This is a genomic window from Lysinibacillus sp. FSL M8-0355, assembly GCF_038008985.1.
GTDB lineage: Bacteria > Bacillota > Bacilli > Bacillales_A > Planococcaceae > Lysinibacillus > Lysinibacillus fusiformis_D.
In genome coordinates this window covers 4,597,496-4,624,278 of the sequence record NZ_JBBPAI010000001.1, presented here as the reverse complement: position 1 = coordinate 4,624,278, position 26,783 = coordinate 4,597,496, and the positions used below count along the sequence as shown (strand labels likewise).

The following is a 26,783-nucleotide window of genomic DNA, read 5'->3' as shown; positions in this document are numbered from 1 at the left end:
AGTTAGTTAGTAGAGCTGAGCATGTAGAGAGGAGTTCTAGAAATGCCTGAAATTTTATCTTTAAATAATGTGACTTTTTCATATACACCAGAAATTCAAGACAGTCGTAATGCTGTAGAACATGTTAGTTTCGCTGTTGAAGAAGGCGAATGGATTGCCATAGTTGGACATAATGGTTCAGGTAAATCCACTATTGCCAAGCTGATGAACGGCTTGTTATTCCCTCAGCAGGGGGATGTGCGAATATTACGAGAACCCTTAAGTGAAGAAAACCTTTGGGAATCTCGCTCCTTAATTGGTATGGTTTTTCAAAACCCTGATAATCAGTTTGTAGGTGCCACTGTACAGGATGATGTTGCATTTGCCTTAGAAAACAATGGTGTGCCTTTTGAAGAAATGGTGAAACGTGTACACGCGGCACTAGAGCAAGTAAAAATGGACACGTTTTTAGATCATGAGCCACATCACTTATCTGGAGGACAGAAACAACGCGTTGCCATTGCTGGTGCACTTGCACTAAAGCCAAAGCTCCTCATTTTAGATGAGGCTACATCGATGTTAGATCCTCAGGGCCGTGCAGAGGTGTTACAGACTGTCCAAACATTACGTGCAGAAACGGGATTAACAGTAATATCCATAACACATGATTTAGAAGAAGCCATGTTAGCAGATCGAGTTCTTTTTATGAATGATGGTAAGAAGTTTGCGGAAGGTACACCTGCTGAAATCTTTGCACTTGGGGACAAGCTAGTTGAGTTTGGACTAGATTTACCATTTGCCTTGAAGTTATCAAAGCTATTGCAAAAGGAAGGTGTTCCATTAATGGGACAACATATGACAGAAGAAGAGTTGGTGAATGATTTATGGACATCAAACTTCAACAAATAAGCTATGCCTATGCACAGGGGACACCTTTTGAAAAACGGGCATTATTCGATGTAGACTTTGACATTCCATCCCATACTTATCAGGCAATTATAGGTCATACGGGTTCTGGGAAATCAACCATACTTCAGCATTTTAATGCACTTCTAAGACCTACTTCAGGAGAAGTACATATAGGGGATCGCCTGATTGTAGCTGGGAAAAAAGCAAAGGATTTAAAAGCTGTAAGACAAAAGGTCGGTATTGTCTTTCAATTCCCTGAGCATCAACTATTTGAAGAAACAGTGTTAAAGGATATTATGTTTGGGCCAATGAACTTTGGTGTATCAGAGAAGGAGGCTGAAGCGCGTGCAAGAGAACTTGTCAGCTTAGTTGGGTTACCGAACAACGTGCTTGAGAAGTCTCCGTTTGATTTATCAGGTGGTCAAATGCGCCGAGTGGCAATTGCGGGTGTTTTGGCGATGGATCCAGAGGTAATTGTGTTGGATGAACCAACAGCTGGACTTGATCCACGAGGTCAAAAAGAGATCATGGATATGTTTTATCAACTCCATCAAGATCGTCGCCTTACAACGATTCTTGTCACACATAGTATGGAGGATGCGGCTCGATATGCAGATAATATTGTAATCATGCATGAAGGAAAAAATGTCTTAAGTGGACCACCACAAACTATTTTTAAAGATGGTGAAACATTAAAGAGTTTCCGCTTAGAGCCACCACGTATTGTCCGCTTTCAGCAGAAGATTGAGCACATGATGGGTCGGTCCTTGTCAAAGGTTTGCTTGACGGAAGAGGAACTCGCTGCTGAAATTGCTCAAATGCTTAGAGAGGAGCGTGCAGAGCCATGATGGAAAAAATGATCTTTGGACGCTTCCTACCAGGTGACTCACCTGTGCATAAACTAGATCCACGATCAAAACTAATCTTTGTGTTTGCCTTTATTATTATTGTGTTTTTGGCCAACAATACAGTGACCTATGCTATGCTACTAGCATTTACGCTCTTGATTGTATTAGTATCACGTATTCGTCTGTATTTTTTAATTAATGGTCTCAAACCTGTTCTCTTTTTAATGGCTTTCACATTTCTTCTTCATATATTTATGACGAAGGAAGGCGTCCCTGTTTTCGAGTCAAAGTTTATCACGATATACGATGAAGGAATTAGGCGAGGAATATTTATTTCGGTACGTTTTCTAGTATTAGTATTTATGACATCTATCTTAACGTTAACGACATCACCGATCTCCATTACAGATGGTATTGAGGTTCTTTTAAATCCATTAAAAGCAATAAAAGTACCAGTTCATGAATTGGCTTTGATGATGTCCATTTCCTTACGTTTCATACCAACTTTAATGGATGAGACAGATAAGATTATGAAGGCACAAATGGCCCGAGGCTCAGATTTATCCTCTGGACCAATAAAAGATCGTATAAAGGCAGTAGTGCCATTGTTAGTACCACTTTTTGTCAGTGCATTTAAAAGAGCTGAGGATCTAGCAACTGCGATGGAAGTAAGAGGCTATCGTGGTGGTGAAGGTCGTACAAGGTACCGTAGGCTAAAATGGGATATGGGTGACACATTTGCACTTGTGTTACTAGTAGCAATAGGCGTATTGCTATTCTTTTATAGAAGTTAAAAGGAGTAGGCTTGATGCGACGATTAAAAGTAATTATAAGCTATGATGGAACGCTTTTTTCTGGCTATCAAGTACAGCCTGGAGAGCGCACAGTACAGGCTGAGCTTGAGCGTGTACTGTCCATTATGCATAAAGGAGAAAAGATTAAGGTAACTGCAAGTGGACGTACAGATGCAAGAGTTCATGCTACAGGACAAACATTGCATTTCGATACACCTCTTGCCATTCCAGTTGACAAGTATAGCAAGGCTTTGAATGTGCAACTACCAAGAGATATTCGCGTATTATCGGTAGAGGAAGTGGCACATGACTTTCATGCGCGCTATAGTGTGACGGGGAAGCGTTATCGCTATATTTGGTCTTGTGAGCCTATCCAAAGCCCATTTCGCAGATATTACACAGTCGAGACAGGTGGCGTCAAACCTAATGTAGAGGGGATGCAAGAAGCAGCTAAGGCTATCGTTGGTACACATGACTTTTCATGCTTTTGTGCAGCGAATACAAGTGTGAAGGATAAAGTACGTACTGTCACGACACTGCAATTTGAATGGCATGGAGAAGAACTTCATATGGTGATTGAAGGCAATGGTTTCTTATATAATATGGTGCGTATTATTGCAGGTACACTTTGGGAGGTTGGCGTAGGTCGCCGCACGATTGATAATGTAGCACTTGTAGTCGCCTCTGAAGATCGCGATAAAGCAGGAAAAACCGCGCCACCACAAGGGTTATACTTAGAAAAAGTGTTCTATTAGTGACGTTTTAGAATTCTGAACAACTTTACCAGGCGTTTAATGAAATTGCTTGACTTTAAAAGTCATTCATTATATGATAACAGATGGTATTTTCATTACCACCACAAATAAGCCCCGAAACTTATAGTGTAGTCTAATGAAAAATAACGGTAATCGAATCGATTAGGAGGATATATACATGCGTACAACATTCATGGCTAAAGGTCACGAAGTAGACCGTAAATGGTTAGTAGTTGATGCAGAAGGCCAAACTCTTGGACGTTTAGCTTCTGAAGTAGCTGCAATCTTACGTGGTAAACATAAACCAACATTCACACCAAACGTTGACACAGGTGATCACGTAATCATCATCAACGCTGACAAAATCCATTTAACTGGTAACAAATTAGAGGGTAAACTTTACCGTCACCATACTCAATTTGCAGGTGGTTTAAAAACGCGTACTGCTGGTGAAATGCTAGATAAGTACCCAACAAGAATGATCGAATTAGCAGTTAAAGGAATGCTTCCTAAAAACTCTTTAGGTCGCAAAATGTTCACTAAACTTAACGTTTATACTGGAACAGAGCATCCACATGCTGCACAAAAACCAGAAGCATACGAGCTTCGCGGATAATATAAATTAAGAGGAGGATATTACTTTGGCACAAGTTCAATACATCGGCACTGGTCGCCGTAAAAGCTCTGTAGCTCGCGTACGTTTAGTACCAGGTACAGGTAAAATTGTTATCAATAAACGTGAAATCGAAGAATACGTACCATTCGCTGCATTACGCGAAGTAATTAAACAACCATTAGTAGCTACTGAAACTACAGGAAGCTATGATATCCACGTAAACGTTAACGGTGGTGGATACACTGGTCAAGCTGGTGCTGTTCGTCACGGTATCGCTCGTGCTCTACTTCAAGTAGACCCAGATTTCCGTGCTGCATTAAAATCAGCTGGATTACTTACTCGTGATTCACGCATGAAAGAACGTAAAAAACCAGGTCTTCGCGGCGCTCGTCGTGCACCTCAGTTCTCAAAACGTTAATATCGTTGTTATATCAGCGTTTTCAAAACCCTTTCTCGAATTTTCGAGAAAGGGTTTTTTCATGTTTGAAAACGAACTAACTATGAAAAAACTATACGAATTAAAACTTCATGAAATCCTCGAATGCTTTAGCTGCTCTTTCTTTTGCAGAATTTGTAACATGGGTATAGATATCCATTGTTGTTTTAATGTCACTATGTCCCAGACGAGCTTGAACATCCTTGATTGTCACACCAGCTTCAAAGAGCAAAGAAGCATGTGTATGACGTAAAGCGTGTACTGTGATGTTTGGTAGTTCTGGATGATGAATGAGGAAGTGAAAGAGTTTGTCATTTAAATGGGCTAAACGTAAGAAATCGAACTCTTTATTTTTTGGATAGTAACGAGAAAAGATTAATTGTTTAACATCAGCTTCTATATTTTGCGAAAACGTAGCATATTCTTTTACTTGTTCTTCTTTCCATGTTGCTAGAAAAGAAAGTGTTTGTTCATCAAGGCTTATAATGCGTCTAGAGGCGATAGATTTGGGTGTTTGAAGTATACGTCCACCTTTTGGCTCGGCAAGCGTTTTACGCACTCGTAGCGTCTTTTGAGAGAAATCTATATCTGACCAATACAGAGCTAGTAATTCTCCTTTACGAAGTCCAGTAAATGCTAAAATTCGATACATTAGATAGTATTTGAATGGACGTTCCTTAAATAGAAGTTCTAAAAACAGCTGCAACTCCTTTTTTGTATAGAAGTTAATTGCTTCTTCCTCAGCTTCATTAAATACAAGTGTATTCCGTTTTTTTGGTGTTACCACTTTGTCAAAAGGATTCATTTCAATGATTCCATGCATAAATGCAAACTTGAAAACGAGATTTGTTTGGATCTTGTAATCATTAAATGCAGACATTTCATTTGCCCACCCATTAATAACTTCTTGGCAATAGAAGCTCGTAATATCTGTAATGTTTAAATGGCCGAATTTCGGCAGTATTTTAGCGTTAAACTTGCTTTCTTTACTTTCAAGCGTAGTTGGTTTTATTTCTTGTTTATGCTGCGATAACCACATTTCATAAACTTGTTTGAACGTATAAGTTTTTAGGTGATGAATTTCTTTTGTTTCGCGTTCTACCAGCATTTTATTAATAGCTTGTTTTGCATCTTTTATTGATTCAAAACCGCTTTTAGTTGTGTTAACATGTTTGTTTTTAAAAGGATCAAAGCCGAGTGAAATTTGAAATTTATAATACGTTTTTCCATCTTTCTTTTGATAAGGCATGATTTTGATATCTTTGTACTTTGTAATAGTTTCTTTGGACATTTGAATACCTCCATTGCATACGCTGGCGGGCAATATATGTGAAGGGGAATGAAATTACAAATAAACGTGAATAGATTGGAATGTATTATCCTCGTTAAGAATTATTTCATCAATTCCTGGGTCAGCAATATACTCTATTAACTCTAAGAGCTTGTAATTCGAATCAGCCCCAGTAACACTAGTTCTAAAACTCCCATATTCTGCATTTTTGATCAAGTCGCTATAATCAAACACAAATAAATCTCTTTGGTCGTTTTTTTCTAATAAATCATTTTCTATTAAATGGTGAACTATCAAAAAATCAATTGCTTTTAGAATAGATGAATTATTGTTGTTAATATTCAACGCTAAATAATTCACTTCTACATCTTCGTGAATAGCTAAGTAAGAGATGGAGTGAAAAATTCTAGTTACATTAAAGGTTGAATTTATTACTACATCTAAAAGCACTTCCTCTATTTCTTCAGTATCAAAATAATAGGCAATTACTTTAAAGCTGTATGAGTTTTTCCATATGGAATTATTAGAAGGCAGGCTTTCAATTCTTAAAGATGCGAGTGATTTTATAACTTGAAATAACTCACTAGCATCAACTTCTAAAACCTTTAATATTTTTTCTAATGTTCCAAATTGAACAGCAGTACTTTTGGCGTTAGCAAAGGCACTTATAGCATTTAAAGAAATACCTGTAGCCCTTGAAAGGTCACTAAGAGACATCCCTTTTTCTTTTAATACCTCTTTTAAATTAATTTTCAGCATAATGTCCCTCCTTTTACAGATGTTATTTCCCTACATGTATAAATATATTCTTGACTTAAATGATATCAAGTAATATCATAAAGTTCAATAACATCTATAGATGTATAAAAATTGTATCTAAGGATGTATGGAAGGAGGGGTATATTATGGGTGCGACAGTCCAAATTTCAGAAAAATTTGTTGAAGTGTACGAGCAAACATTATTAAGTATGGTAAAAGAAGTGATGGATAAAGCTAACTCAATGGATCGATATAAGCCATATATGAATAAAAAAGAAGCTGCTTTGTATATTGGTGTTAGCTTTAATACGCTTCAAAAATTTATTGATAAAGGAATGCCAGTTATTGAAGTTGATGGAGTGAAGTTAATTAGCAAAAGAGATATTGATGAGTTTTTAGAAAAAAAGAAACAATAGAAAATGGCGGGCAATATGTTTAGAGATAAAAAAAAGACCTCTAATGTGGGCCATTAGAGGTCTCGAGATTACCAAATCAATAAATGATTTAGCGGAGTATAGCACTAGAATTTTACCTGATTATTAAGTTAAAAGCAAAGTGTGCCTAAATCATTTAGGAGGGCAATTGCATGGCAGACAGTAAGAAATACTACTGGCTCAAACTAAAAGACGACTTCTTTCGTGACAAGCGAATTAAAAAGCTTCGTAAAATCGCTGGTGGTGATATTTATACCATTATTTATCTAAAAATGCAGTTGCTGAGTTTAAAAGATAGCGGAGTTTTATTTTTCGAAGGTGTCGAAGATGAATTTTACGAAGAAGTCGCTCTCGAAATTGATGAAGAGCCTGGAAATGTAAAAATGACAATATTATTTTTACATAATAATGGATTACTTGAAGAAGTCGAAAAAGACAAATTTATACTTCCTGAAACAATTAAGTCTATAGGTAGTGAAAGTTCAAGTGCCGCAAGGGTTCGTAAACATAGGGAGAGCCAAAAAGCGTTACAATGTAACATTGATGAAACGTATAGTAACGCTATTGTAACAAACTGTAACACAGAGACAGACACAGATAAAGATAAAGATAAAGATAAAGATAAAGATAAAGATAAAGATAAAGAGACAGACAGAGAAAAGAATGTCATTCAGTCGTCTGTCGATTATCTAAACAATAATAATTTATCTTTGTTAAAACAGTTTTTCAAAAATCAAATAGGTAAAGAAATTAGTGTTAGGGATGTAGCAGCTATGGAAGAGGCATTACAATACTATGAGCCTGATTTGATACTGGAAGCCGTTAAAGTTTCTAAAAAGGCTAAAACATTTACTTATATACTTGGTGTATTGCACAACTGGAGAACAGAGAAACACATTAATACTTACGTAGATTTTAAAGAGCAAAGTGTTGCATATAAATCCGCAAAATATGCCAGACGAAAAGAAATAGTTCCTAATTGGTTTTATGAAACTGAACCAGAGTGTGTACCAGAACAAACTGTTGATTTTGAAAAAGAAAGGAAAAAAATACTAGAAGAATTAGAAGAATTAAAAAAATATTGAGAGGACGGCGGATGTAAATGTATAAATCAAAAAAAGAGTTATTAGAAAGAAATCTGACTAAGCAGGATTTACTTCGATGTAAATATAAGGGTTCACTAATTGGTTTTGAACTAGATTATGTAAAACTAGATGATTTATTGTCAGTAGATGATTTATTTTCATTACCAGTTTCACAATCTATTAATACAGAATGTGGGTTATTAACTTGGGTTTTATCAGCAGGTTGGATTCTAGTCCCTAAAAACAATGAGGAATTAGATTGGTATAATTTTGAAACACTTGCGGACTTTTTAGAAAGAAACAAAGTCTTTTCAGATATAAACGGTGAAATTCAAAAATCTATAGAGGGAGTTAAGGTTCGGCTACTTCGAGAATATTTAGATGAACTACAGGGTTCTTTAGAAAGTGTAAACAAGTTGATGACTCTCTCTGAAGATGAGTTAGATATCGATTTATTCATTTTATTGATAAAAGATTATCGAACTGTTAGCACCCAAAATTTATTTTCTATAAAAAAAGAAATCGAAAAGGAGATTTTAAAAATGGAGAGGGTTTTAGATAATCTTATAAATAATAAAAAACAAAGTTATTCAATAGCAAATTAAATTGGAGGGATATTATGAAAAATCTATTGAAGTCATTTGCGAAAGTAACGTTAGTTGCTGGGTTAAGTTTACCAATTTTATTTGGAAATCACGCTTTAGCGAGTGCAGCTACATTTAAAGACGTGGATTCCAAACATTGGGCGTATCAAAATGTAGAAAAAGTAGCAAGTCAGAAGTTAGTGACAGGGTATCAAGATGGCACATTTAAGCCTTCAAACAATGTGACACGTGCTGAGTTCGCAACATTCTTGTCTCGTATGTTTGATGGGACTGATCGTAAAAACGAGTCATTTACAGATATAACTGATACACATTGGGCTAAAGCTGCGATTAATGAAGGTTTAGCTTTAGGATTTATTCAAGAGAACGATTTTAAAAACAATAAATTTGATCCTAATAAAGCAATGACTCGACAAGAGATTGCTAAATGGTTAGCGAATGGTTTAACAGCATCGAATTCTCAATATGGAGAAATTGCTTCGACAATTCAAGAAGGGAAGTACACGTTATTACCAGTAGCAGAGTACTACAAGGGCGGATTAAGCAAGTCTGAGTATGGCAATGTTGGTTTAATGCTTGGTACGGGGATCATGAGTGGTTTTGAAGATGGATCATTCAAGGCATTAGGAAATACAAATCGCGCTGAAGTTGCAACGATTCTTATTCGTTTCGATGAAGCCATGAAGAAAAAACCGGCAGAATATAAAGGATTAAATGAACTTGTCGAAGTAGCTACAACAGGAACGAATATGTTATCGGCTACGAAATTTAAATCACCAAGCGAAGAATCATTTATAAATGTAATCGGAAAGAATCATTCATTTTCTAGAAATAATTCAGGTATTGGTACTTTAGAGCGCATGATTTTTGTGGAAGGAACAACACAAGAAGCTGCTTTGAAAAATAGTATCTATGCCAAAATGTTTGTTGGAAAAGACACATGGTTAGCTCGTGATAATTCACTTATTACTATGTTTATAGAAACAAGTTTTACTTCTAATCATGATAAAACAACTATTGATGCTTATACAAATGGAAATACAAGTTCGTTTATCTCTAATATAGGTGTAAGTGATAAAACAAAAATCATGAATTATGGTTTAACTACTTTAGATCCGGAGAATTGGGGCGTCATTTTTAAAAAAGACCAAAAGGTTAAATTTTGGACAGAATCTTGGTTAGATTATTCAATTGGTTCATTAGATGGATTTGATTCAGATGATGGTTCTCAATTTTGGTTACTAAGAAAATAATTGAGGGGGTAATAAGTAAATGAAGGAACTTTCGAAAAAGGTTGCTATTATCACAATAGCAATTTTACTTTTATTAGCAAATATTCCACCTAGCATAATGTGGAATGATGATGTAGAAAATAATGTACAAGCTGCACCAAGTAAACCAACTGGCTCTAGTGGTTCATATAAAATAGATGTAGAAGCAAAATCGGTTAAAGCCAATCCATCAGTTTATTGGACACAAATTGATGATTTAAGTTTCACTGCTGTTTCGGACGGGGGGACAACCCCAGCAATAAACTCTGGCAATAACGAGCCAGTAGCGACAAAAGTAAAAAATACACTGGATTTAACCAATTACTCTATGCCAACAACTTTTAAAGATTCTTCTACTAATAAAAGTTATTCAAGATCAGAATTAACAAGAGTATATCTTAAAGACGACAGCGTTAAATTTAAAGATGCGCAATCTTTCAAAGGAATTAGCCTAAAAAAGGCAAGCGATACAAAATTCACGTTTTTAACTGAAACTGGTTCACCAAATAAGCCTACTACTAAGAAACAGTATGGGCAAAATTCAGATGGTAAGCCAAAATACTCAGTACGTTATGATACCCCTATTGATGTCATTTGGTACGGTGAAATTGATAAACAAGCTGAAATGCGTGTTGTAGAGGATTCGACTCTACCAGTGGGAGCAAAAAAGGCATACAAAGCGCAAGTTCGTACAAATAATGATGATAACGGCTGGTCAACATGGAAGGATGTTTCGGCGTATCAATGGACTTCTGACTCGTCAGAAGTAGCCACTGTATCTAGTGTTGGAGAAGTTACCACGAAAAAAATAGGTAACGCGAAAATAACAGCCACTTGGAAAGATGATAATTTCCACTTACAGGCAAGTGCGAATATTAAAGTAGTTGGTGATAATGGATTAGCTGTAACAGGAGCATCAAATGCATGTTTTCAAGATGGTTCAACAACTCTGAAAGCAACACTATATAAAGACGGAGTAGTATCAGATGTAACAAGTACGGCTGCTTGGTCAAGCTCGGACAGTAAAGTAGCAACCGTTTCAAAAGGGGTTGTAACGTTTAAGAAAGTTGGTTCAACAATGATTAAAGCTACAAGTTCAAATATGTTCGATGTGTTAGAGCTTACTGTATCAGACTGTTCAGTTCCACCTGTCGAAGAAGATCCTAATCCTCCAACCGTTACAATATACGGGCCAACTAAAGTAAAGGCGGGAGAAGAATTTCAATTATATGCTAGTGCTAAAGTAGAAGGTGGAACGATAGATAGATATGAATGGGATTTTCATGGTGCTGACGGAGGAGAGCCAAAGGATGCAAATTTAAACGGTCTTTATTATTTGGAAGAGGGAGAAAAATACGTAACTGTATCTGTAGAAGATAATCAAAATCGTTGGGCGCATGACGATCACATAATAGAAGTTACGCCACCAACACCTGTTGCTAATATTCGAATCACCGGAACACTTAAACAAAACAGAAAGGTAATTATTGACGGTGCTGCGAGTAACAGCCCTCGTTATTTCCCTCTTATACCAAGTAAAACAAATATAGAAATAAAACCTCTAGATGGTCAAGATGTAGCAACTATTAAATACAAAGGTAGTTTAACAGGAGTGTCAACTAAGGATGCCCTATTTAAACAACCAGGTAGATATGAAGCAACCATATATGTGGAAAATGAAGCTGGATTATCTGATACAATGTCAACTACTTTTACAATTCAACCTGATTTACCTCCAGTTGTCAATTTTGATACCGTTACATTAATTTATCGTGAACCTTCAGAAAACCTAGGAGAATATGCAAAAGCAAAGATTGTTATTCAGAATAATTCTTATTCGCTAGATGGAGATCCGCTGAATTATTTTGTATACGATTTATCTTTTGACAGCAGCAATGATGATTCGTTTAAAGATACTTTTTCAATAAAATCAGCGGATTATGAACCAAATAAATACTACACAATTTCTAATGCTACAAGTGATAATCAATATAAAATCAAAATAGATGAGGAATACAATTTAGAAGTCATAACGCCTTTTGTTGGGAAGTATCGACTTGAACTTGAAGGTTGGGAATGTTTCGGTGATAGTTGTTCTAAATACCCAATAAAAAAATAATAGATTGATTAGGAGATGCTTATGAAGATTAAAAACATTTTTAAAATAATGATACTTGCTGCGTTTAGTCTTATTTTAACAGCTTGCACAAATGAAACAAAAAATGTGCAAGCTAAACAAGATGTATCTAATAAAGCGATCACTATAAAAGTACCAATTGTTAGCAACAGTGGAGCAGTTAAGCTCAGCTATTCCGAAAATGAAATTAAATCCATGTTCACTAGCCTCCATTTAGAAGGAGCTTCAAAAGATTGGTCAGATAATTTTTCTTTCGAAAATGTAAAAATCGAAGTTCCAACAGGCAGTTACGAAACTAAAAATAAAGATACCTTTATTAACTTGGATAATGCACCAGTTGAAAGAATAGATCTTAGTAAATCAAGTCAAATAGGTTTATATTTCCATGAGATTAGTGTTATTTATACTAATGCAAATATCGAACACAGTGCATTAGTAGAACGTCCAATTGATGTTGTTTTATTAAATCATTATACAGGAGAAACTGAATTTTTTAATCTAAATACAGTGGATTTTAATGATGAAGCCACAACGACATGGATAAGCCAAAAACTTTATGAAATGAATATAGCTGCATTGCAAAAAGATGCAATATTTGAAGAATTAGCTCCAATAGGTTCTGGTGATGAACCCCTAGAAATATCAAGGGAAGGCTATGAGCATATTGTTAGTAATTATAAATTCGACAACAATCAAAGGTTTGATGAAAGTTACAGCTCCTTAGAAGAATTTATTGATGGAAAAGAAGGAATTTGCAATCAATTTGCATACCTTTATAAATTATATTTAGACTATCATGAAATTGAAAATCGTCTAGCGTTTGGCAATTTTAAAGGTATAGAAGGCAAAGTGGATCACGTTTGGAATGAAGTAAAAATAAATGGTGAATGGATTTCAGTTGATACAACTGGTAATGGGTTTGGTAGTGGAGGGACATATGAAAATTATTTCGTTTCTCATTACTCCAGTGTTTAATCTAAGAAGCAATGATAATCAATGTGGAGTTTTATAAAATGAATAATCATATATAACAAAACTTGAGGAGATATATAGAAAAATCCTGTATTTAATATGCAGGATTTTTTTATTATGAATTAACAACTATTTGAGTGTTTTATATATACTAGCGGATAATGTTATGTTGAATTGTTTCTAGAAATAATAAAAGTGTTTTAAATTTCTCTATCACATGTCAAATAACAAATTTAATAGCTTGAACAAACTGATTTCTAAGGGAGGCCAGGCCTTACTTATAGACCTGGTAAGAACTATGTAATTATAAGAGACAAAACTTTTATAAATTTTTTGAAATTTTATTTAGCTTATGAATTAGTTGATTTTCAATATTAAGTGAAAACCTTTTGTTTTTATTTTTTAATAATATACCAATTAACGGTTTAGAAAGAGTATATTCACTTTTATTAATACTTAAAGTTTCTATTTCTTTAGATAATGTTTCTAAGGAAACTACATATGCTTCTATAAATGATTTTTTGATTTTTAGAATGTCATTTACATGAAGGATCACCAACGGTAATAATTCTTTGACTATATCAATGTTACATATAATATCCTCAAAATCTGGCCGATCTACAATATGCTTTATAGCACGATTAACTATTATTTTATTATCATCATTAGACTTTTCAATAAATTTAAAATGTAATCCTTTTAAAATTGCATTAAAATCTATTTTCTCCAATCTAATTTTACTTTCTTTTAATACTGCTGAGAGCATATAGTAACAAATGTCTGAATCATCTAGCATTAAATCATCCACTTTATAACCTTTAAAATAATAATGCTCTTTTTTCTTTTCTTTCAGCAAAATAACACCCTGCACATTATCGGGAGTAATCAACATTTCATTGTATTCTAAAACATATTTAAATGTTAAAGCTTTTATATTTTCCAACCTTCCCATCCCCCTACCTTTTAAAACCATGCACCAATATTAAGTTTGATTTACAATAAATTCTAACCCCTTCATATTTAAATAACAACAGCTGTCTCTGAAAAAACTGGATTTTTTAGAATTAATATATTTTATTTTAAATTCGGTTCTTCTCCCAACAATTGATCTAGGTGAAGTGAAGTACCAGATGTGATTCGTTATGATAATCAAGAAATGTTTGAATTTATGTGGGTACTTTTTTAGGGCAGGGAATTAACGTACATGAAGTTTTAATCGAGGGTAAAATCTATAAGTGGGGTAAATTAAATGGAACATGAATTATTAAACAGAGGTATTTATGCAATCATTAATAAGCAACTTAACATGGTTTATGTAGGAGAAACGCAACGAAATTTTCTCATACGATGGGTTGAACATTTAATGAGTATTACTAAATACGAGGATCAACCTAAACGTATTCACCTTTATCTAAATCAAGCTACGAAATTCATTGTGTTGAAGAAGATGGATAGTGATGAGCATTCTACCAAAGATTTTTATAAATTTGAGTATGACGCACAAAATTTTTACATCCAAAAAGGATGGGATGTTTTATCGTCAGTTCGCTATAATCCTAATAGAAGTTATAGTGATTGTGAATTAACTTCTGAAAAACTTTTGGGACGGTATAGAAAAGCGGTTAAACATATGGCTTATATTCTTTCCACCGTAAATACAAAGCATAAAAACGGCTCTTTCATACTAAGCAATCTTTATAAAAAAGTGGAGAAACATTTTGAAGCAGATTTTCAAAGTAGAGAAGGCAAGAACACTTTACATAAATTAAACCTTGAAGAGCTTGAGTTCATTATGTTTGAACTTTATCCAAGATATTATCATAAAAGATTGGATACATTGAGAAACGAATATAAAAATATCGAAATTCCAAAAACACTTTTTGACTTTATAGAATGAGGTGTTTTGAGAGTTTTTTATTACTGTCGATTGTAACACAAGCAGTTAAAGCTAATGGCAATTCATATAGAGAAAACAGAAATAAGCGTCGCTGTTTTTCTTAATTAACAATCTTTTATTCTAAAGCTAAATCATAATTTATTTGAAAGAGGGTTTTTGCAAATGCAAAAATTCTCTTTTTTTATTTTTAAAGGGGGTCTATGGTGTGCCTTTATGGGGGTCATTTGTGGGTACTTTCGTATTTTTCTTTGATATCATTAAAACACTAGGCTCTGCCTAGTATATCACGCTCAGTGATATCAGTTTTTCCTTATGCTCTTTCTAGCTATTTATTGAGTCTCACTTGAATTTTTGTACTTCATTAGGATTCGAGAGTTTGCAGTAATTGTTTCTAGAAAAAATGAGGTGAGAAGAATGAGAGTCTTAGAATTTGATTTCCTACCACCTTTTTCTGTTTCTCGTTATAATTAAAGAATGAATATTCCGATGTTCGTTTAGTGGAAATTTTGAGTATTTTTAAAATCAGAGGTGGACTATGGAGTCTTACAAATATAGCTTTAAAAATAATAATGTTTTACAAGAGGTTTGCCGTAAGTTAGAGAATTCTAGAAAAAGGTACGGGCGACTATATAAATTTGAAATACATATACATACACCTGCTTCATCTGACTATCAAATACATGAAGTTAAAGAAGATGATAAAAAAGTCTATTATAAGGATCACAGCGTGGAATGGATTTTGAACTATGCCTTGAAAATAGGTATGCTAACACAACAAGAATTTCATGATTATCTGAATAACTTTAAGGCAGGTCTATATGGTCAAGAATATATGGGGAAGTTAAGAGAACGAGGGCTTGATTATTTAGATTTCAAAGAATACTTTACATACTATATGATAGCTTACAAATTATATAAAGAAGAAATTGAAGGAGTCATCATATCTGATCATAATACTATCGAGGGGTACGATAAATTAAAAAACATGATTTCTTATTGTTATAAATATGCTTTTCCTCATCTGCCGAAAAAAGATATTTGGGTTATTTTGGGTATTGAAATTTCATGTTCTGACAAAAATCATGTTGTAGCTATTATTGATGAAAATAATAGAAAAGCACTTGAACGATTTATCGAAGATAATATTGTATCTGATCAAGAATCTAAATATTGTGGAACCATAGAACACAGTTTAACTGTTCTAAGAAAAATTCATGATATTGGTGGTAAAGCATATATAGCTCATATTAACTCATCTAATTTTAAATCTTTAACAGGTACCTATAAAAATGAATTATTTAATTCCTCATTTTTTGATTTAATCGGTGTTACCACTCAAACTTATAGAATTGAAAGCACAATTAGAGTATTTAGTAAAAGAACTAGCTCGGATATCTGTGTATTCTATGAAAGTGATTCACATGGCATTAATACTTTGGGAGTTAGAAATACTTGGATAAAAATGCAAGGAGTTTCTTATGGGAATTTATTGAAAGCGATTTTCAGTCACCAAATTAGTGTATATCCTTTTCATAAACCTATAATTGCACCTACCTTTATCAAAGGTATATATATACCAGAGAATGATACTGGATTCTTAAACAATACAACCTCCCCATTTTATTTTAATTTTTCAAAAGATTTAACTTGTATAGTAGGTGGGAGAGGAACCGGAAAAAGTACCATACTAAAGATTTTAGATATTTTATTTTCACAAGAAGTTGAAAATAAAAAAACTCTCAATTTTATTAGTAAGCACGGTATGATTTATCTACTTTTTCGACTTAAAGGTCAGGATTACATTTTAAGATTTATTCCACAAATAAACCCTGAGTATTCCGAAGGCAGTTTGTACTATTATGCCCCGGATGCCTTCAAACGAACTAATAATTCAACACTAAAATTAAATGATTTTTGGTTCAAATTATATAAAATTAAAACAGGAGAAAATAAAGGTCAATATTTATTTGCTGAAATTCAAAAACAAGTCGATAAGGAAATCATACTCTCCCAGATTTATAGAAAACACTTTTCAATTTCAACAATTATTTCTTCAATCGAAAGTAACGACTTTTCAAATTTTATTAAAGATCTTATGTTTAGTGGCGAAAGTCAAATTGAAATAGATAAAATCAAAAATGAACTATATTACAGTAACAAAACGGATTTTTTAAGAAATGCCGGTAAAAAAATATCTTCTATTCAATCAATTTTACATGAATGGAGTACAAATATTACATCCTTGCTTCAAAATTTCAACTTGGACAATAAAGACATTCTATCGATAAATTTAGAAAATACTTATGGTATCCAAGAAAATTATTTAGATATTATATTCGGTGAATTTCTTGATAAACTTGAAGAAGATAATATCTATAAAAATCATTTCGTAGACTCTACTACATTAAAATGGTTCGATGTATACGAATTTATTAAAGCCCAAATAGGAAAACTTGGAGCTTTACGTTTCTTAGAAGCTCTTTACTTAAAAGAAAATAAATTTTTAGAAGAAAATTATCCCATTAAAAAATTTATTACTACTAAAATTTCGGAAAAAACTATTACACATGGTTTAGAAGATGCTAATAAAGTGAGAATTGAAAGGCTATATACTTCTATTAGGAACCACTTAGCAAATTCACGAAGAGATCTTGCTCTAATTATTGTGAAAGCCTATATGGATAACGGTAAGTTTTCAATGAAATTTAATGTAAATGCCCGCGAAGATATTGGACCGTCAGCAAAAGTTAATATGAAGAACATAGAAGAACTTTCGTTAGGTCAAAAGGTTGTAGCAATACTAACATTTATAATTAATTATGGTAAATATTCGAATGATGGTACACCGTTAATTATCGACCAACCGGAGGATAATTTAGATAACCAATATATTTATAAGACATTGGTTAAGAGTTTACAAAAGATTAAAAACCAGCGCCAAGTAATAATAGTTACACACAATTCTACATTAGTTATAAATACAGGTGCCGAGCAAATTATTGTTCTAGAGACTAGGGATGGATTCCATAGTCATTTAAAAGCACAAGGTTATACAGGAAATAAAAAAATCATTGAACATATTATTAATTATTTAGAGGGTGGAAATGAAGCATTTCAACGTAAGATTAAAGAATATAATTTACTTCTAAATAGCTAAGTCCTTTTAAAATCCTATTATTCAATTGTCCTAGCATATCACGCAAAGCGATAGAATTTTTCTCCTATGTATTTTTAAAAAATGTATAATTTTAGAAGGAGATTTAAAATCCTTTATGGAATATAACAACTATAGAATTAAAATTAAAAATGGAAGTATAAGCATTAGAAAGAGGGTAAAGAATGTCAATAGGTATTGGTCGTTTTGAAGATGCATTTAAAAGAAAAATGTATCCTAAAAATAAAAACAAAAGAATTGAAGCTATTGAAGATTATTTTTTCGACAAACATGATATTGAAGTGAATTTTGAAGCAGATGAACAAAAATGTTTAGACTTTATTTTACAATATGCTATCGATGAAGAAGGTCCTTCAGAAGATGAAATTTTCAGTGATATTTTAAATATTTTAGAAGATAGATACTCAATTGGAGAGCCATTCTATGTATCCTTAATTGAATTAGGGACAACGACTACTTTTGAAGAATTGTTTGAGTTGCTAGAAGAACAACTTAGGGATGAAGTAGTGAGGGAAAGTTTCTCTTTCAACGAGTTTAATGTTAGTGCAGATCAAGTAAGTAAAAGAGTTGAAATTACTTGTAGGTTTACAGAATACTACAAGCATATTCTTACTGAAGAAATAGAACGTGAAAAGAAGCTGTACAGTGGTAATTTAGTTATTAATATAGACTTTGATAATTCAGTAGCAGTTGTTACAAAATCAAGTTATAATAAAGCGGTTAATCAAATTATTGGTTTTATTGATGCAGTTATAGTATCGTTGGGCAGAATAAAACCTTATTATGTCCAAAATAAAGTGCGTGGGAATAAGTCAATCCAAGATTATGATATATTAAGTTTAATTACAATTAACTTAATTTATGATAAATTAGTACAATTTGATTATAGTGTTTTAAATGTAATATCTTTGTCGTTTAATAATAATGGTGCACCTAGAATTAAGAACGCTAAGCTAGGTGGAGTAGATTTGTTCCAAGATTTGGATATCGTAGCCCGGATTCATAATAAGGACAGAATCACTTCATTTGCTATTAAAATAGAAAAAACAATAAGTGCTGATAAAAAAATGGAAGCCTTATTAACAGTCGATTTTAGAGGTACTTTAAAAGTTCTAATTGATGAAATAACCGGTAATAATATTGATGGTAATGATTTGAACGATGTAGCTTATGAAATTTATGAAATATTAAGTAACATGATTGGTAAAGAAGAAGAAGTGGAACAAGGCAGAGAGTTATTTGAACAAAGAATTTTAGCAAATAGTACCCCAAACCCTGCTATAGAAGTATATAAAGATCAGATTAAGAATGAATTAATACAGCTATTACCGGACAAAATTAAAGAAATTGAACAATATTTTAAAGGGAAAAGTTAAATTCGAGAGGAGGGAATAGAATGATTATGTCATCTAGCTTGATAATGATAAAAGTAAATAATTATTTAAATTTTGGTGAACTTCAAGGAGATTTATTTTTTGAAGAAGAAAAAACATTCTATTCTCTTTCTTTTGAGTCAAAACAAAAAGATGTTGGAGAAATTCATTGGACTACGTCTTATCAATTTGGAAAAATGAATATCGTATATTTTTTAAGACAAGAAAATTTCTTTTATCTATTTACTTCAACGCCAGAACATTTTAACATTTTAAAAAAAATTTTGACTCATTTATTTCAAGGAGAAATAAATATAGAATTGCTAAAAGTACCAAGAAAATCTAAATTTGTTGATATTAATGATAATAGAGTATGTGACATTAAATATGATGAAAATTTTGGCTTCTCGGCAAATTTAAAAATAGAAAATTGGTCCAGCCTTCTAAAGTTTTATTCAAACGGATTAATTACGTATAAAATGAATGACAATAGACAATTAATTGATGAGATTATTAGCATATGTAAAGCTTTGTTGGATGGTGTGGTTAAGCAAAATGAATGAATTAGGATGTATTTGTGATTTTCTTAATGGTGTTTCTGTCTACTCTGTACAACATCTAGGGTGGGTCTCAGCTGTAGTTGCAGCTATATTAGCACTAACTTCTATTATCTTTAGTCAATTTAACGAAAGAGTGGTTCAAAAAATAAATGAACTGACATATGAATTAAAGAAAACTAAATATAAGGGAAATATTCATCCGGACTTAATTAAAGAAGATATAAACCAAATAATCCATCTTTTAGCTAATACAGAAATCTATCATAAAACATTAAAACTATTTAACGTTGTTTCTTATTTTATTGTTTTTTTATGGTGGATTTCTATTTTTGGTTATATGGATGATGCCAAAACACTTGCGGATAAAGTAATAATTTTTTTATCCACAATTTTATTGACAATCCCATTTATATATCTGCCGGATATACTCAAACTCTTTAACAGGAATAATTCAAAACTTGTCTTAAATAAAAATGGCAACTTGGATTTTAATACGATGAATAATTACTGGAGAAGCCTTTCGATAGATAATGTAGATTTTATCACAGATATTCTAACACCATGTGTAAAGCTTAAATTAATTGATAAAGAAATGCATTTTAATTTTTCTAAAGATCTTTCTCTGCAAGATTTTTATGTGGTTATTTCTGGGTATCACAATGGGAAGAAAATTGTTATTAGATATTTAGAGCGGAATGATGATTTTATTAATACATATGGACTTGAAAATGTAAATAACCAAAAGAAAGAAATAAATAGGGGTTTATTTGGTGAAATAAAAAAGCTGAATGCCAGATCATTTACTATGCATATCCTACCTTTGAAGTCTGAAGATATTTTTTCCTATAAAGGTCAAATTAAAGTTATTGAAGATGAAATAGTATTTGTACCTATTTCTAAGAGTAGCGATAGTTTAGAAAGTGCATTGAAAGAAACCGAAAATTCATTAGTATTTACAAAACAAGGAGAAGACCCCTTTGAATATAAATTAAAATAAGTAAATTATATGTTATGGTGACAATGTGACAACAAATTCTAATATATTTTTCATATTTATTTTACAATTTGCCCGCCAGCATACTTTGTATTAACTATGAAATAACTATGTGTTATTGAAATTGTGTGAAATAGCATGAAATCGTTTTGTTACTAAACAGTTGATATTGCGACTTTCTTCTATTGTATGAAATCCTTTGAAATAGCAGTTATTTTAGAACGTAAAAAACCAGGTCTACGCGGCGCTCGTCGTGCACCTCAGTTCTCAAAACGTTAATATCAGCGTTCTATACAAAGACTCTTTCTACTTTTGTGGAAAGAGTCTTTTTGTTATTTAGTCATTAGACTAAAGGTTGCTTACTCTTATTTCTTATAAAGCGGATGATTGCAAATTCTAGATGCGATGTAACACTGCCAATAACTAGCGTGAACCAGTATGTAGCTGTCCCTTTTACATAATCATTACTATTTCCGCACAGATTTAAGATATATTAAAAATATTTTCGCATAAGTTTATGTTTTTTTAAGAAATTATTTAGAGGGAGTTTAACATTCCACTTTAATATAGTTCTTGAAGGTACTACAAACCATGCATTTTCTTGAAATTTGTCATTATGGGTTTGGCGTAACTCAAAAATAGAATGTAGCGATGGAGGTAAGTAGGTATGAAAAAATTATTGATAGTATCGGTTGCGGCAATGGCACTACTTGCAGCATGTCAAGATAAGGAGCCTGAGAAAGGCAATAGTGAGGAAATAAAAACAGAAAGTGCTGCTACAACGAAGGATCAAACAAAGGAGCAATTAACGAAGGGTGAAGAAATGGCCAATATATTAAGTAGTACGAATTGGCAAGGCACAAAAGTATATGATAAAGACAACAATGATTTAACTGCGGAGAATTCTAACTTTATTGGCTTAGCAAAATATGATGCTGAGGCAGGTCATTATGAATTCTTTGACGTTGCTACTGGTGAAAGCCGTGATGATAAAGGGACGTTCTTTATCACAAATGATGGGACACAAAGAATTTTAATTTCTGAATCCAAGGATTATCAAGCTATTGTAGAAATTACAGAGCTAAACGATAGTATCTTTACTTATAAAAGAATGGGCAAAGATGCTGCTGGCAATGAGGTAGAAGTGTTCGTTGAGCATATTCCATATAAAGAAAATGAACTGGCATTTACCGATTCAAATAAAACGCTGAATGTTTCAACAGGTAATATTGTTACAGACGTTGACGGAGATAAGATTTTAGCTGATACATTATGGCACGGAACTGTTGTATTAGATGAAGCAGGTAATGATTTAACAGAGTTTAATTCAAATTTTATCAGCATTGCAAAATATGACGCAAATACAAATAAATATGAGTTCTTCAACCCTGAAACAGGTGAGAGTCGTGGCGACTATGGTTATTTTAATGTCATTCATGGCAATAAAATAAGAGCTCATGTTTCAATCGGTGATAATAAGTATGGCGTTGCCCTTGAAATTACTGAAATCAATGACAAGAAATTTACGTATAAACGTACAGGTAAAGACAAAGACGGTAATGATATAACTGTATTTGTTGAGCATGAACCTTATGAAGGTGAATTAAATCCTGTATTTACAATGCAATAAAATGATACTTCCTCCTTTATTATAGAAGAAAATCAAAACTCTTAAGTTTATTACTTGGGAGTTTTTTTTACTTTCTGGCATAGTTCATCTACTAATTTCGTACACTAAATGTAAAAGGGTGGTGGATATGGGTGAAGCGCTGGCTTGCACTAGGAGTAATTATGCTTATGAGTATAGTGGTCGTGGCATATGAAACAAATGCTTCGGACCGTAACTTCTTCTTACCAGACCCACTTGGTGGCATCAAAATTGTCATTGATGCAGGGCATGGTGGTGAGGACGGAGGAGCTTCAAAGGGCGAAGTAATTGAAAAGGAAATTACACTTGCAATTGCTCAGCATGTGGAGAAGAAATTAAAGAAAAAAGGCGCAACAGTCGTAATGACGCGAACAAAAAATGGGGATGTGATTGATGAGCATGCGCCGTCGGAAAAATATGGAACTTTAAGAGAGCGGAAAAAGCAGGATATTTTCTTAAGAAAGGATATCGTTGAAAAAGAAAAGCCTGATGTATTTATTACAATTCATGCAAATGCTATACCCGAAACAAAATGGCGTGGTGCACAGGTGTTTTATCATAAGGAAGGACATGCCGATGGCGAAATTCTTGCCAAGAGTATTCAACAATCCATTCGCACTAATCTAAAAAATACAGACCGAGAAGCTTTGTCTATTAAGCAAATTTATTTACTGAAGAAAGTAGAAGTCCCTGCAGCATTAGTAGAGACTGGTTTTATCAGTAATGATGAAGAACGAGCATTATTAATCGATAAGAACTACCAGGAAAAAATGGCAGATGCCATAGTTGAAGGTATAGAAGAGTATTTATTAGCTAAAATTGAGTAGAGCAACATCTACAACGTAAACCATATCAGTATGATATACTAACATTGAGACAATATAAGGGGAGTGTTCGTCGTGATTACTGAACAACAAGTACAAGAAATACTAGGACAACTACAAGATCCATTTTTACATAAATCGCTTGCAGAAACAGATGGTATTACAAACGTAGCAATAAAAGAAGAAAAAAATCATGTCAGTGTAAAAATTGCGATCGCTAAATTAAATACACCTGAACAGCTACAGCTACAAATGAAGGTTGTTGAGGTGTTGAAAGAAGCGGGTGCAAATACGGTTGGCATTCGTTTTGAAGAACTATCAACAGAAAAATTACAAAGCTTCCGTGGCACTGCAACAGAGTCAGAAGCACAAGATATTTTATCTCCACTAAGCACAGTACAAGTGATTTCAATTGCTTCTGGTAAAGGGGGAGTAGGTAAATCTACAGTATCAGTTAACTTAGCTGTTGCTTTAGCTCGTCTAGGAAAGAAGGTCGGATTAATCGACGCCGATATTTATGGCTTTAGTGTGCCCGATATGATGGGTGTGACGGATATGCCTAAAGTAGTTGACAATCGTATTTTCCCCGTAGATCGCTTGGGTGTAAAAATGATTTCAATGGGCTTCTTTGTGGAAAACAACGCACCGATTGTATGGCGTGGTCCAATGCTAGGTAAAGTATTAGATCAGTTTTTCCGTGATGTTGAATGGGGAGAGCTAGACTATCTACTATTAGATTTACCTCCAGGCACAGGTGACGTAGCATTAGATATCCATCAAATGCTACCATCATCAAAAGAAATTGTTGTCACAACACCGCATCCGACAGCAGCATTTGTTGCAGCTCGTGCAGGAGCAATGGCTCTTCAAACAGACCATGAAATTTTAGGTGTTATCGAAAATATGGCTTGGTTTGAATCTAAATCAGGTGATCGAGAATTTGTCTTTGGACAAGGAGGCGGACCTAAGCTAGCTGATGAATTACGTACAGAGCTGCTTGGGCAGATCCCGCTTGGTCAACCCGATTGGACAGAAGAAGATTTTGCTCCGTCTGTTTATGCTGAGAAACATACGACAGGACAAATTTATTTAGACATCGCGACGAAAATCATTGATAAATTAAGTAAATAAATAAAAAACGGATTTCCACCTTTTATGGGGAAATCCGTTTTTAAATTGCTATGGTTACTCAGTACTTTTTTGCTCCTTATCCGATCCGCCATCACTTTCACCACTAGCTTCTTTCTTATCGCCACTTCCTGATGAACCTGTTTCGCCACTCTTTTTAATAAGTTCCTGCCATTTAGATTGCATTAAAGGGCTTTCGATCGTTTCCTTTACCACTTGCTCCATTTGCTTGCGCATATTGGATGATTTTAGGATGGTCTCTAGCTGCTTTTGCATATCGGGTTGCCCAAAAAAGGCCTCCATATCCTTTTGGAAAGTCGGATCTTTTATTAAGTCCTTCATAATATCCTGTTGCTGTTTTTGCATGCTTTTTGCAACAGTTTCTTTAAATTTTGGATCTTCAAAGGTTTTCTTCCAAAAGTCTTCTGCTTCCTTGGAAAGTAATGTTTCCTCAGTAGCCTTTTTCACTTCATCATGCTCTAAAATCAAAAGCTCACGGAAACTTGGCTCCTCCAAAAGCTGTCGCAATGCCTTTTTACCATCCTCTGTTTGCAAAGAGTCAATCATGATTTTTTTTATTTCATCATAGGACATGGTAGAGGTTTTATCTTGTGAACAGGCAGAAAGAAAAAGCATTAGAATCAATAATAAGGTGAATTTTCGCATCGACAATCAGTCCTTTCTCTAGATAGACTCTTTCAATTATTGTTCACATTTCTCGGGACTTTATGTATTGGTTAGGATGAGAAATAGCTTTTTTAACAAGGCATTGATAAAATAAGGACAGATATATTGAGAAATTGGGGGACTTTTAGTTGTGACGATACGAAATTGGGCAAAGTTTTTCTTCTTTGCAATGCTCGTTGGTGGTGCAGTCAACGGAGTTTTTAGTTTATTTATTCGCTGGGAATTTTTCCAACCATACATAGCAAATGGTCAATGGGGCGAATTTTTCGCTGGACTTTTATGGATGGTTTTCTTAGGGTTTACCATGAGTGTTATAGCACAAGCTGGTTTTTTTGCTTATTTAACACTTCATCAAGTAGGTGTTAATATTTTTAGAACACTGACATTATGGAATTGGGTACAGCTATTATTAATTGCCATAACGATTTTCGATATTATATTCTTCCGCTTTATTCCTGGTGTGAAGGATGGACAAAGCTGGTTGTTCTACGTTGGATTATTAATTGTTCTAATATTTGGTGCAATAGCAACAGCTGTTCAAAAAGTAAAATTAACGGGGAAAAAGCATGTAATGATTTCGGCTCTATTCTTTATGATTGTCATTACAACGCTGGAATGGACAATTGCATTAATGGGTCGTGATGAAAATATTAATGAATATGTTGCGCTTTTATTATTCCCATTATTGGCTGTTAATGCGTATCAACTATTAGTATTGCCTAAATATAATGCAAAATCCGATGAAGATCGTCAAAAATTAGAAGCACGCCGCAAAGCTCGTCGTGAACAGGCTAAAAATGCATAAGAAAAAATTGCCTCACTTTAGTGGAGGCAATTTTTTTATGGGGCTTTTTTAGTTTGAACTTTATAACCAAATATATTTTCTTCAATTGACATAAACTTATGTTGTTGTATTAGGGCGTTAAGCTCTTTAAAGGATATTTGATTATTTTGATGGAGTGGGAAAAATACAAAATCACCTTTTTGTAATTTAGGTGTTTTCTCACCCTGCCAAATAAGAGAAGGCGACAGTAAATTCATTTGTTGTTGGAATAAAGATTTCTGTAAATCCTGCGAATATTGATGATTTCGGGTAGCAAACCATAAAGGTTTTTCCTTTAAATACTTTTCATAGATATCAATATCTTTTTGAATGAGCGCAATGTCAACGGGTTCTTCTATTGAATCATCTGGACCAAGTAGTCCTGTAGGCAATTTTCGTTGTTGTATAATTTTTAAATGTTCGGGTGAACGTTTAATCCAGTCGGTATCTAAAAGTAGAAGAGGATAAGGCTCTTTCACCGTTTGAAGCCATTCTAATAGAGAGTCATCAGAGAAAGAAATCTCTACTATAAGAGATGTGCCATAATGTCCTTTCGTGACCACTACTGGTGCATTCGCAATATTAAATACAGAAATCATCGTTGAGTTTATAGGCTTTAGAAAAGCAAAAAGGATTACGATTAAAAGCAGTGAAATCAACGTTTTGCGGACCATAATAATAACCTCATTTCTAAGATTTTAAATAAAAAATGAATCTCTTTAAAAAAACTTATGATTTAGTGTTGACTTTCATGAATAATCGATGTTATTATGTATAAGTCGC

General features: G+C 33.5%; 26 protein-coding genes and 1 pseudogene. 22 read left to right on the top strand and 5 right to left on the bottom strand.

Going from position 1 to position 26,783, the window contains the following annotated elements; translation table 11 throughout:
* The first annotated feature begins 42 nt into the window (after nt 1-42).
* The 6 genes from MKY46_RS22630 (at nt 43) to rpsI (MKY46_RS22605) (ending at nt 4,319) form a co-directional block, all read left to right on the top strand.
* Nucleotides 43-888, top strand: coding sequence for an energy-coupling factor ABC transporter ATP-binding protein (locus MKY46_RS22630; protein ID WP_340835496.1), 846 nt, complete (start codon nt 43-45; stop codon nt 886-888).
* Nucleotides 864-1,736, top strand: coding sequence for an energy-coupling factor ABC transporter ATP-binding protein (locus MKY46_RS22625; protein ID WP_036129071.1), 873 nt, complete (start codon nt 864-866; stop codon nt 1,734-1,736). Before MKY46_RS22630 ends, MKY46_RS22625 begins: the two co-directional genes overlap by 25 nt.
* Nucleotides 1,733-2,530 carry an energy-coupling factor transporter transmembrane component T family protein gene (locus tag MKY46_RS22620; RefSeq protein ID WP_036129069.1) on the top strand — a complete coding sequence of 266 codons (798 nt, stop codon included), beginning with the start codon at nt 1,733-1,735 and terminating at the stop codon, nt 2,528-2,530. Before MKY46_RS22625 ends, MKY46_RS22620 begins: the two co-directional genes overlap by 4 nt.
* Nucleotides 2,531-2,544: 14 nt before the next feature.
* The gene (gene truA, locus MKY46_RS22615; protein WP_036129067.1) at nt 2,545-3,285 is read left to right on the top strand and encodes a tRNA pseudouridine(38-40) synthase TruA; all 741 of its coding nucleotides are present in this window, start codon (nt 2,545-2,547) and stop codon (nt 3,283-3,285) included.
* 178 nt (nt 3,286-3,463) lie between these two features.
* A complete protein-coding gene (gene rplM / locus MKY46_RS22610; RefSeq protein WP_004233742.1) occupies nt 3,464-3,901 on the top strand; it encodes a 50S ribosomal protein L13 in 438 nt (145 codons plus the stop codon).
* Nucleotides 3,902-3,926: 25 nt separating this feature from the next.
* Nucleotides 3,927-4,319, top strand: coding sequence for a 30S ribosomal protein S9 (gene rpsI, locus MKY46_RS22605; RefSeq protein WP_004233744.1), 393 nt, complete (start codon nt 3,927-3,929; stop codon nt 4,317-4,319).
* A gap of 100 nt (nt 4,320-4,419) precedes the next feature.
* Here the strand turns inward: rpsI (MKY46_RS22605) and MKY46_RS22600 are convergent, their stop codons facing one another.
* Both MKY46_RS22600 and MKY46_RS22595 read right to left on the bottom strand, forming a co-directional pair.
* The gene (locus MKY46_RS22600; protein WP_340835494.1) at nt 4,420-5,628 is read right to left on the bottom strand and encodes a tyrosine-type recombinase/integrase; all 1,209 of its coding nucleotides are present in this window, start codon (nt 5,626-5,628) and stop codon (nt 4,420-4,422) included.
* A 54-nt stretch (nt 5,629-5,682) separates the two neighbouring features.
* Entirely contained in the window at nt 5,683-6,387 is a 705-nt protein-coding gene (locus MKY46_RS22595) for a helix-turn-helix domain-containing protein (protein ID WP_340835492.1), read from the bottom strand.
* Nucleotides 6,388-6,533: 146 nt separating this feature from the next.
* Here MKY46_RS22595 and MKY46_RS22590 point away from each other — a divergent pair, with 146 nt between their 5' ends.
* From MKY46_RS22590 to MKY46_RS22565, 6 genes are all read left to right on the top strand, one after another.
* Nucleotides 6,534-6,803: a helix-turn-helix domain-containing protein gene (locus MKY46_RS22590; protein ID WP_036121575.1), complete on the top strand. Its 270-nt coding sequence runs from the start codon at nt 6,534-6,536 to the stop codon at nt 6,801-6,803.
* Nucleotides 6,804-6,973: 170 nt separating this feature from the next.
* A complete protein-coding gene (locus MKY46_RS22585) occupies nt 6,974-7,906 on the top strand; it encodes a phage replisome organizer N-terminal domain-containing protein (protein WP_340835489.1) in 933 nt (310 codons plus the stop codon).
* Between the two features lie 17 nt (nt 7,907-7,923).
* The gene (locus MKY46_RS22580) at nt 7,924-8,511 is read left to right on the top strand and encodes a hypothetical protein (protein WP_340835487.1); all 588 of its coding nucleotides are present in this window, start codon (nt 7,924-7,926) and stop codon (nt 8,509-8,511) included.
* Nucleotides 8,512-8,525: 14 nt separating this feature from the next.
* Complete coding sequence (locus MKY46_RS22575) at nt 8,526-9,764, top strand: S-layer homology domain-containing protein (protein WP_340835486.1); 1,239 nt, start codon at nt 8,526-8,528, stop codon at nt 9,762-9,764.
* Between the two features lie 19 nt (nt 9,765-9,783).
* Nucleotides 9,784-11,901 (top strand): Ig-like domain-containing protein, encoded by a 2,118-nt coding sequence (locus MKY46_RS22570; protein ID WP_340835485.1) that lies wholly within the window; start codon nt 9,784-9,786, stop codon nt 11,899-11,901.
* 21 nt (nt 11,902-11,922) lie between these two features.
* A complete protein-coding gene (locus MKY46_RS22565; protein ID WP_340835483.1) occupies nt 11,923-12,894 on the top strand; it encodes a transglutaminase-like domain-containing protein in 972 nt (323 codons plus the stop codon).
* Nucleotides 12,895-13,213: 319 nt separating this feature from the next.
* Here the strand turns inward: MKY46_RS22565 and MKY46_RS22560 are convergent, their stop codons facing one another.
* Nucleotides 13,214-13,834, bottom strand: coding sequence for a hypothetical protein (locus MKY46_RS22560; RefSeq protein ID WP_340835481.1), 621 nt, complete (start codon nt 13,832-13,834; stop codon nt 13,214-13,216).
* Nucleotides 13,835-14,140: 306 nt separating this feature from the next.
* Between MKY46_RS22560 and MKY46_RS22555 the strand changes: the two genes are divergently transcribed.
* The 9 genes and pseudogenes from MKY46_RS22555 (at nt 14,141) to MKY46_RS22520 (ending at nt 24,493) form a co-directional block, all read left to right on the top strand.
* Nucleotides 14,141-14,788, top strand: coding sequence for a GIY-YIG nuclease family protein (locus MKY46_RS22555; protein ID WP_340835480.1), 648 nt, complete (start codon nt 14,141-14,143; stop codon nt 14,786-14,788).
* 535 nt (nt 14,789-15,323) lie between these two features.
* The gene (locus MKY46_RS22550; RefSeq protein WP_340835478.1) at nt 15,324-17,945 is read left to right on the top strand and encodes a Spaf_1101 family AAA-like ATPase; all 2,622 of its coding nucleotides are present in this window, start codon (nt 15,324-15,326) and stop codon (nt 17,943-17,945) included.
* Nucleotides 17,946-18,127: 182 nt separating this feature from the next.
* Nucleotides 18,128-19,339, top strand: coding sequence for a hypothetical protein (locus MKY46_RS22545; protein WP_340835477.1), 1,212 nt, complete (start codon nt 18,128-18,130; stop codon nt 19,337-19,339).
* Nucleotides 19,340-19,359: 20 nt separating this feature from the next.
* Nucleotides 19,360-19,899 (top strand): hypothetical protein, encoded by a 540-nt coding sequence (locus MKY46_RS22540; RefSeq protein WP_340835475.1) that lies wholly within the window; start codon nt 19,360-19,362, stop codon nt 19,897-19,899.
* Nucleotides 19,892-20,893 (top strand): hypothetical protein, encoded by a 1,002-nt coding sequence (locus tag MKY46_RS22535; protein ID WP_340835474.1) that lies wholly within the window; start codon nt 19,892-19,894, stop codon nt 20,891-20,893. Before MKY46_RS22540 ends, MKY46_RS22535 begins: the two co-directional genes overlap by 8 nt.
* 186 nt (nt 20,894-21,079) lie before the next feature.
* Nucleotides 21,080-21,169 carry a 30S ribosomal protein S9 gene (gene rpsI, locus MKY46_RS23860; RefSeq protein WP_445299957.1) on the top strand — a complete coding sequence of 30 codons (90 nt, stop codon included), beginning with the start codon at nt 21,080-21,082 and terminating at the stop codon, nt 21,167-21,169.
* Nucleotides 21,170-21,695: 526 nt separating this feature from the next.
* Nucleotides 21,696-22,520 (top strand): annotated as a pseudogene (locus MKY46_RS22530) (DUF4822 domain-containing protein); the annotation flags it as partial.
* A 131-nt stretch (nt 22,521-22,651) separates the two neighbouring features.
* Nucleotides 22,652-23,365, top strand: coding sequence for an N-acetylmuramoyl-L-alanine amidase (locus MKY46_RS22525; RefSeq protein WP_036129063.1), 714 nt, complete (start codon nt 22,652-22,654; stop codon nt 23,363-23,365).
* A gap of 72 nt (nt 23,366-23,437) precedes the next feature.
* Complete coding sequence (locus MKY46_RS22520) at nt 23,438-24,493, top strand: P-loop NTPase (protein WP_340835472.1); 1,056 nt, start codon at nt 23,438-23,440, stop codon at nt 24,491-24,493.
* Between the two features lie 54 nt (nt 24,494-24,547).
* On the opposite strand, the gene gerD is transcribed toward MKY46_RS22520, so the two are convergent.
* The gene (gerD, locus tag MKY46_RS22515) at nt 24,548-25,156 is read right to left on the bottom strand and encodes a spore germination lipoprotein GerD (RefSeq protein ID WP_036129059.1); all 609 of its coding nucleotides are present in this window, start codon (nt 25,154-25,156) and stop codon (nt 24,548-24,550) included.
* Between the two features lie 151 nt (nt 25,157-25,307).
* Here gerD and MKY46_RS22510 point away from each other — a divergent pair, with 151 nt between their 5' ends.
* Nucleotides 25,308-25,982, top strand: coding sequence for a KinB-signaling pathway activation protein (locus MKY46_RS22510; RefSeq protein WP_009374014.1), 675 nt, complete (start codon nt 25,308-25,310; stop codon nt 25,980-25,982).
* 35 nt (nt 25,983-26,017) lie between these two features.
* Here the strand turns inward: MKY46_RS22510 and MKY46_RS22505 are convergent, their stop codons facing one another.
* Complete coding sequence (locus MKY46_RS22505) at nt 26,018-26,674, bottom strand: hypothetical protein (protein ID WP_058845115.1); 657 nt, start codon at nt 26,672-26,674, stop codon at nt 26,018-26,020.
* Between the last annotated feature and the right edge of the window lie 109 nt (nt 26,675-26,783).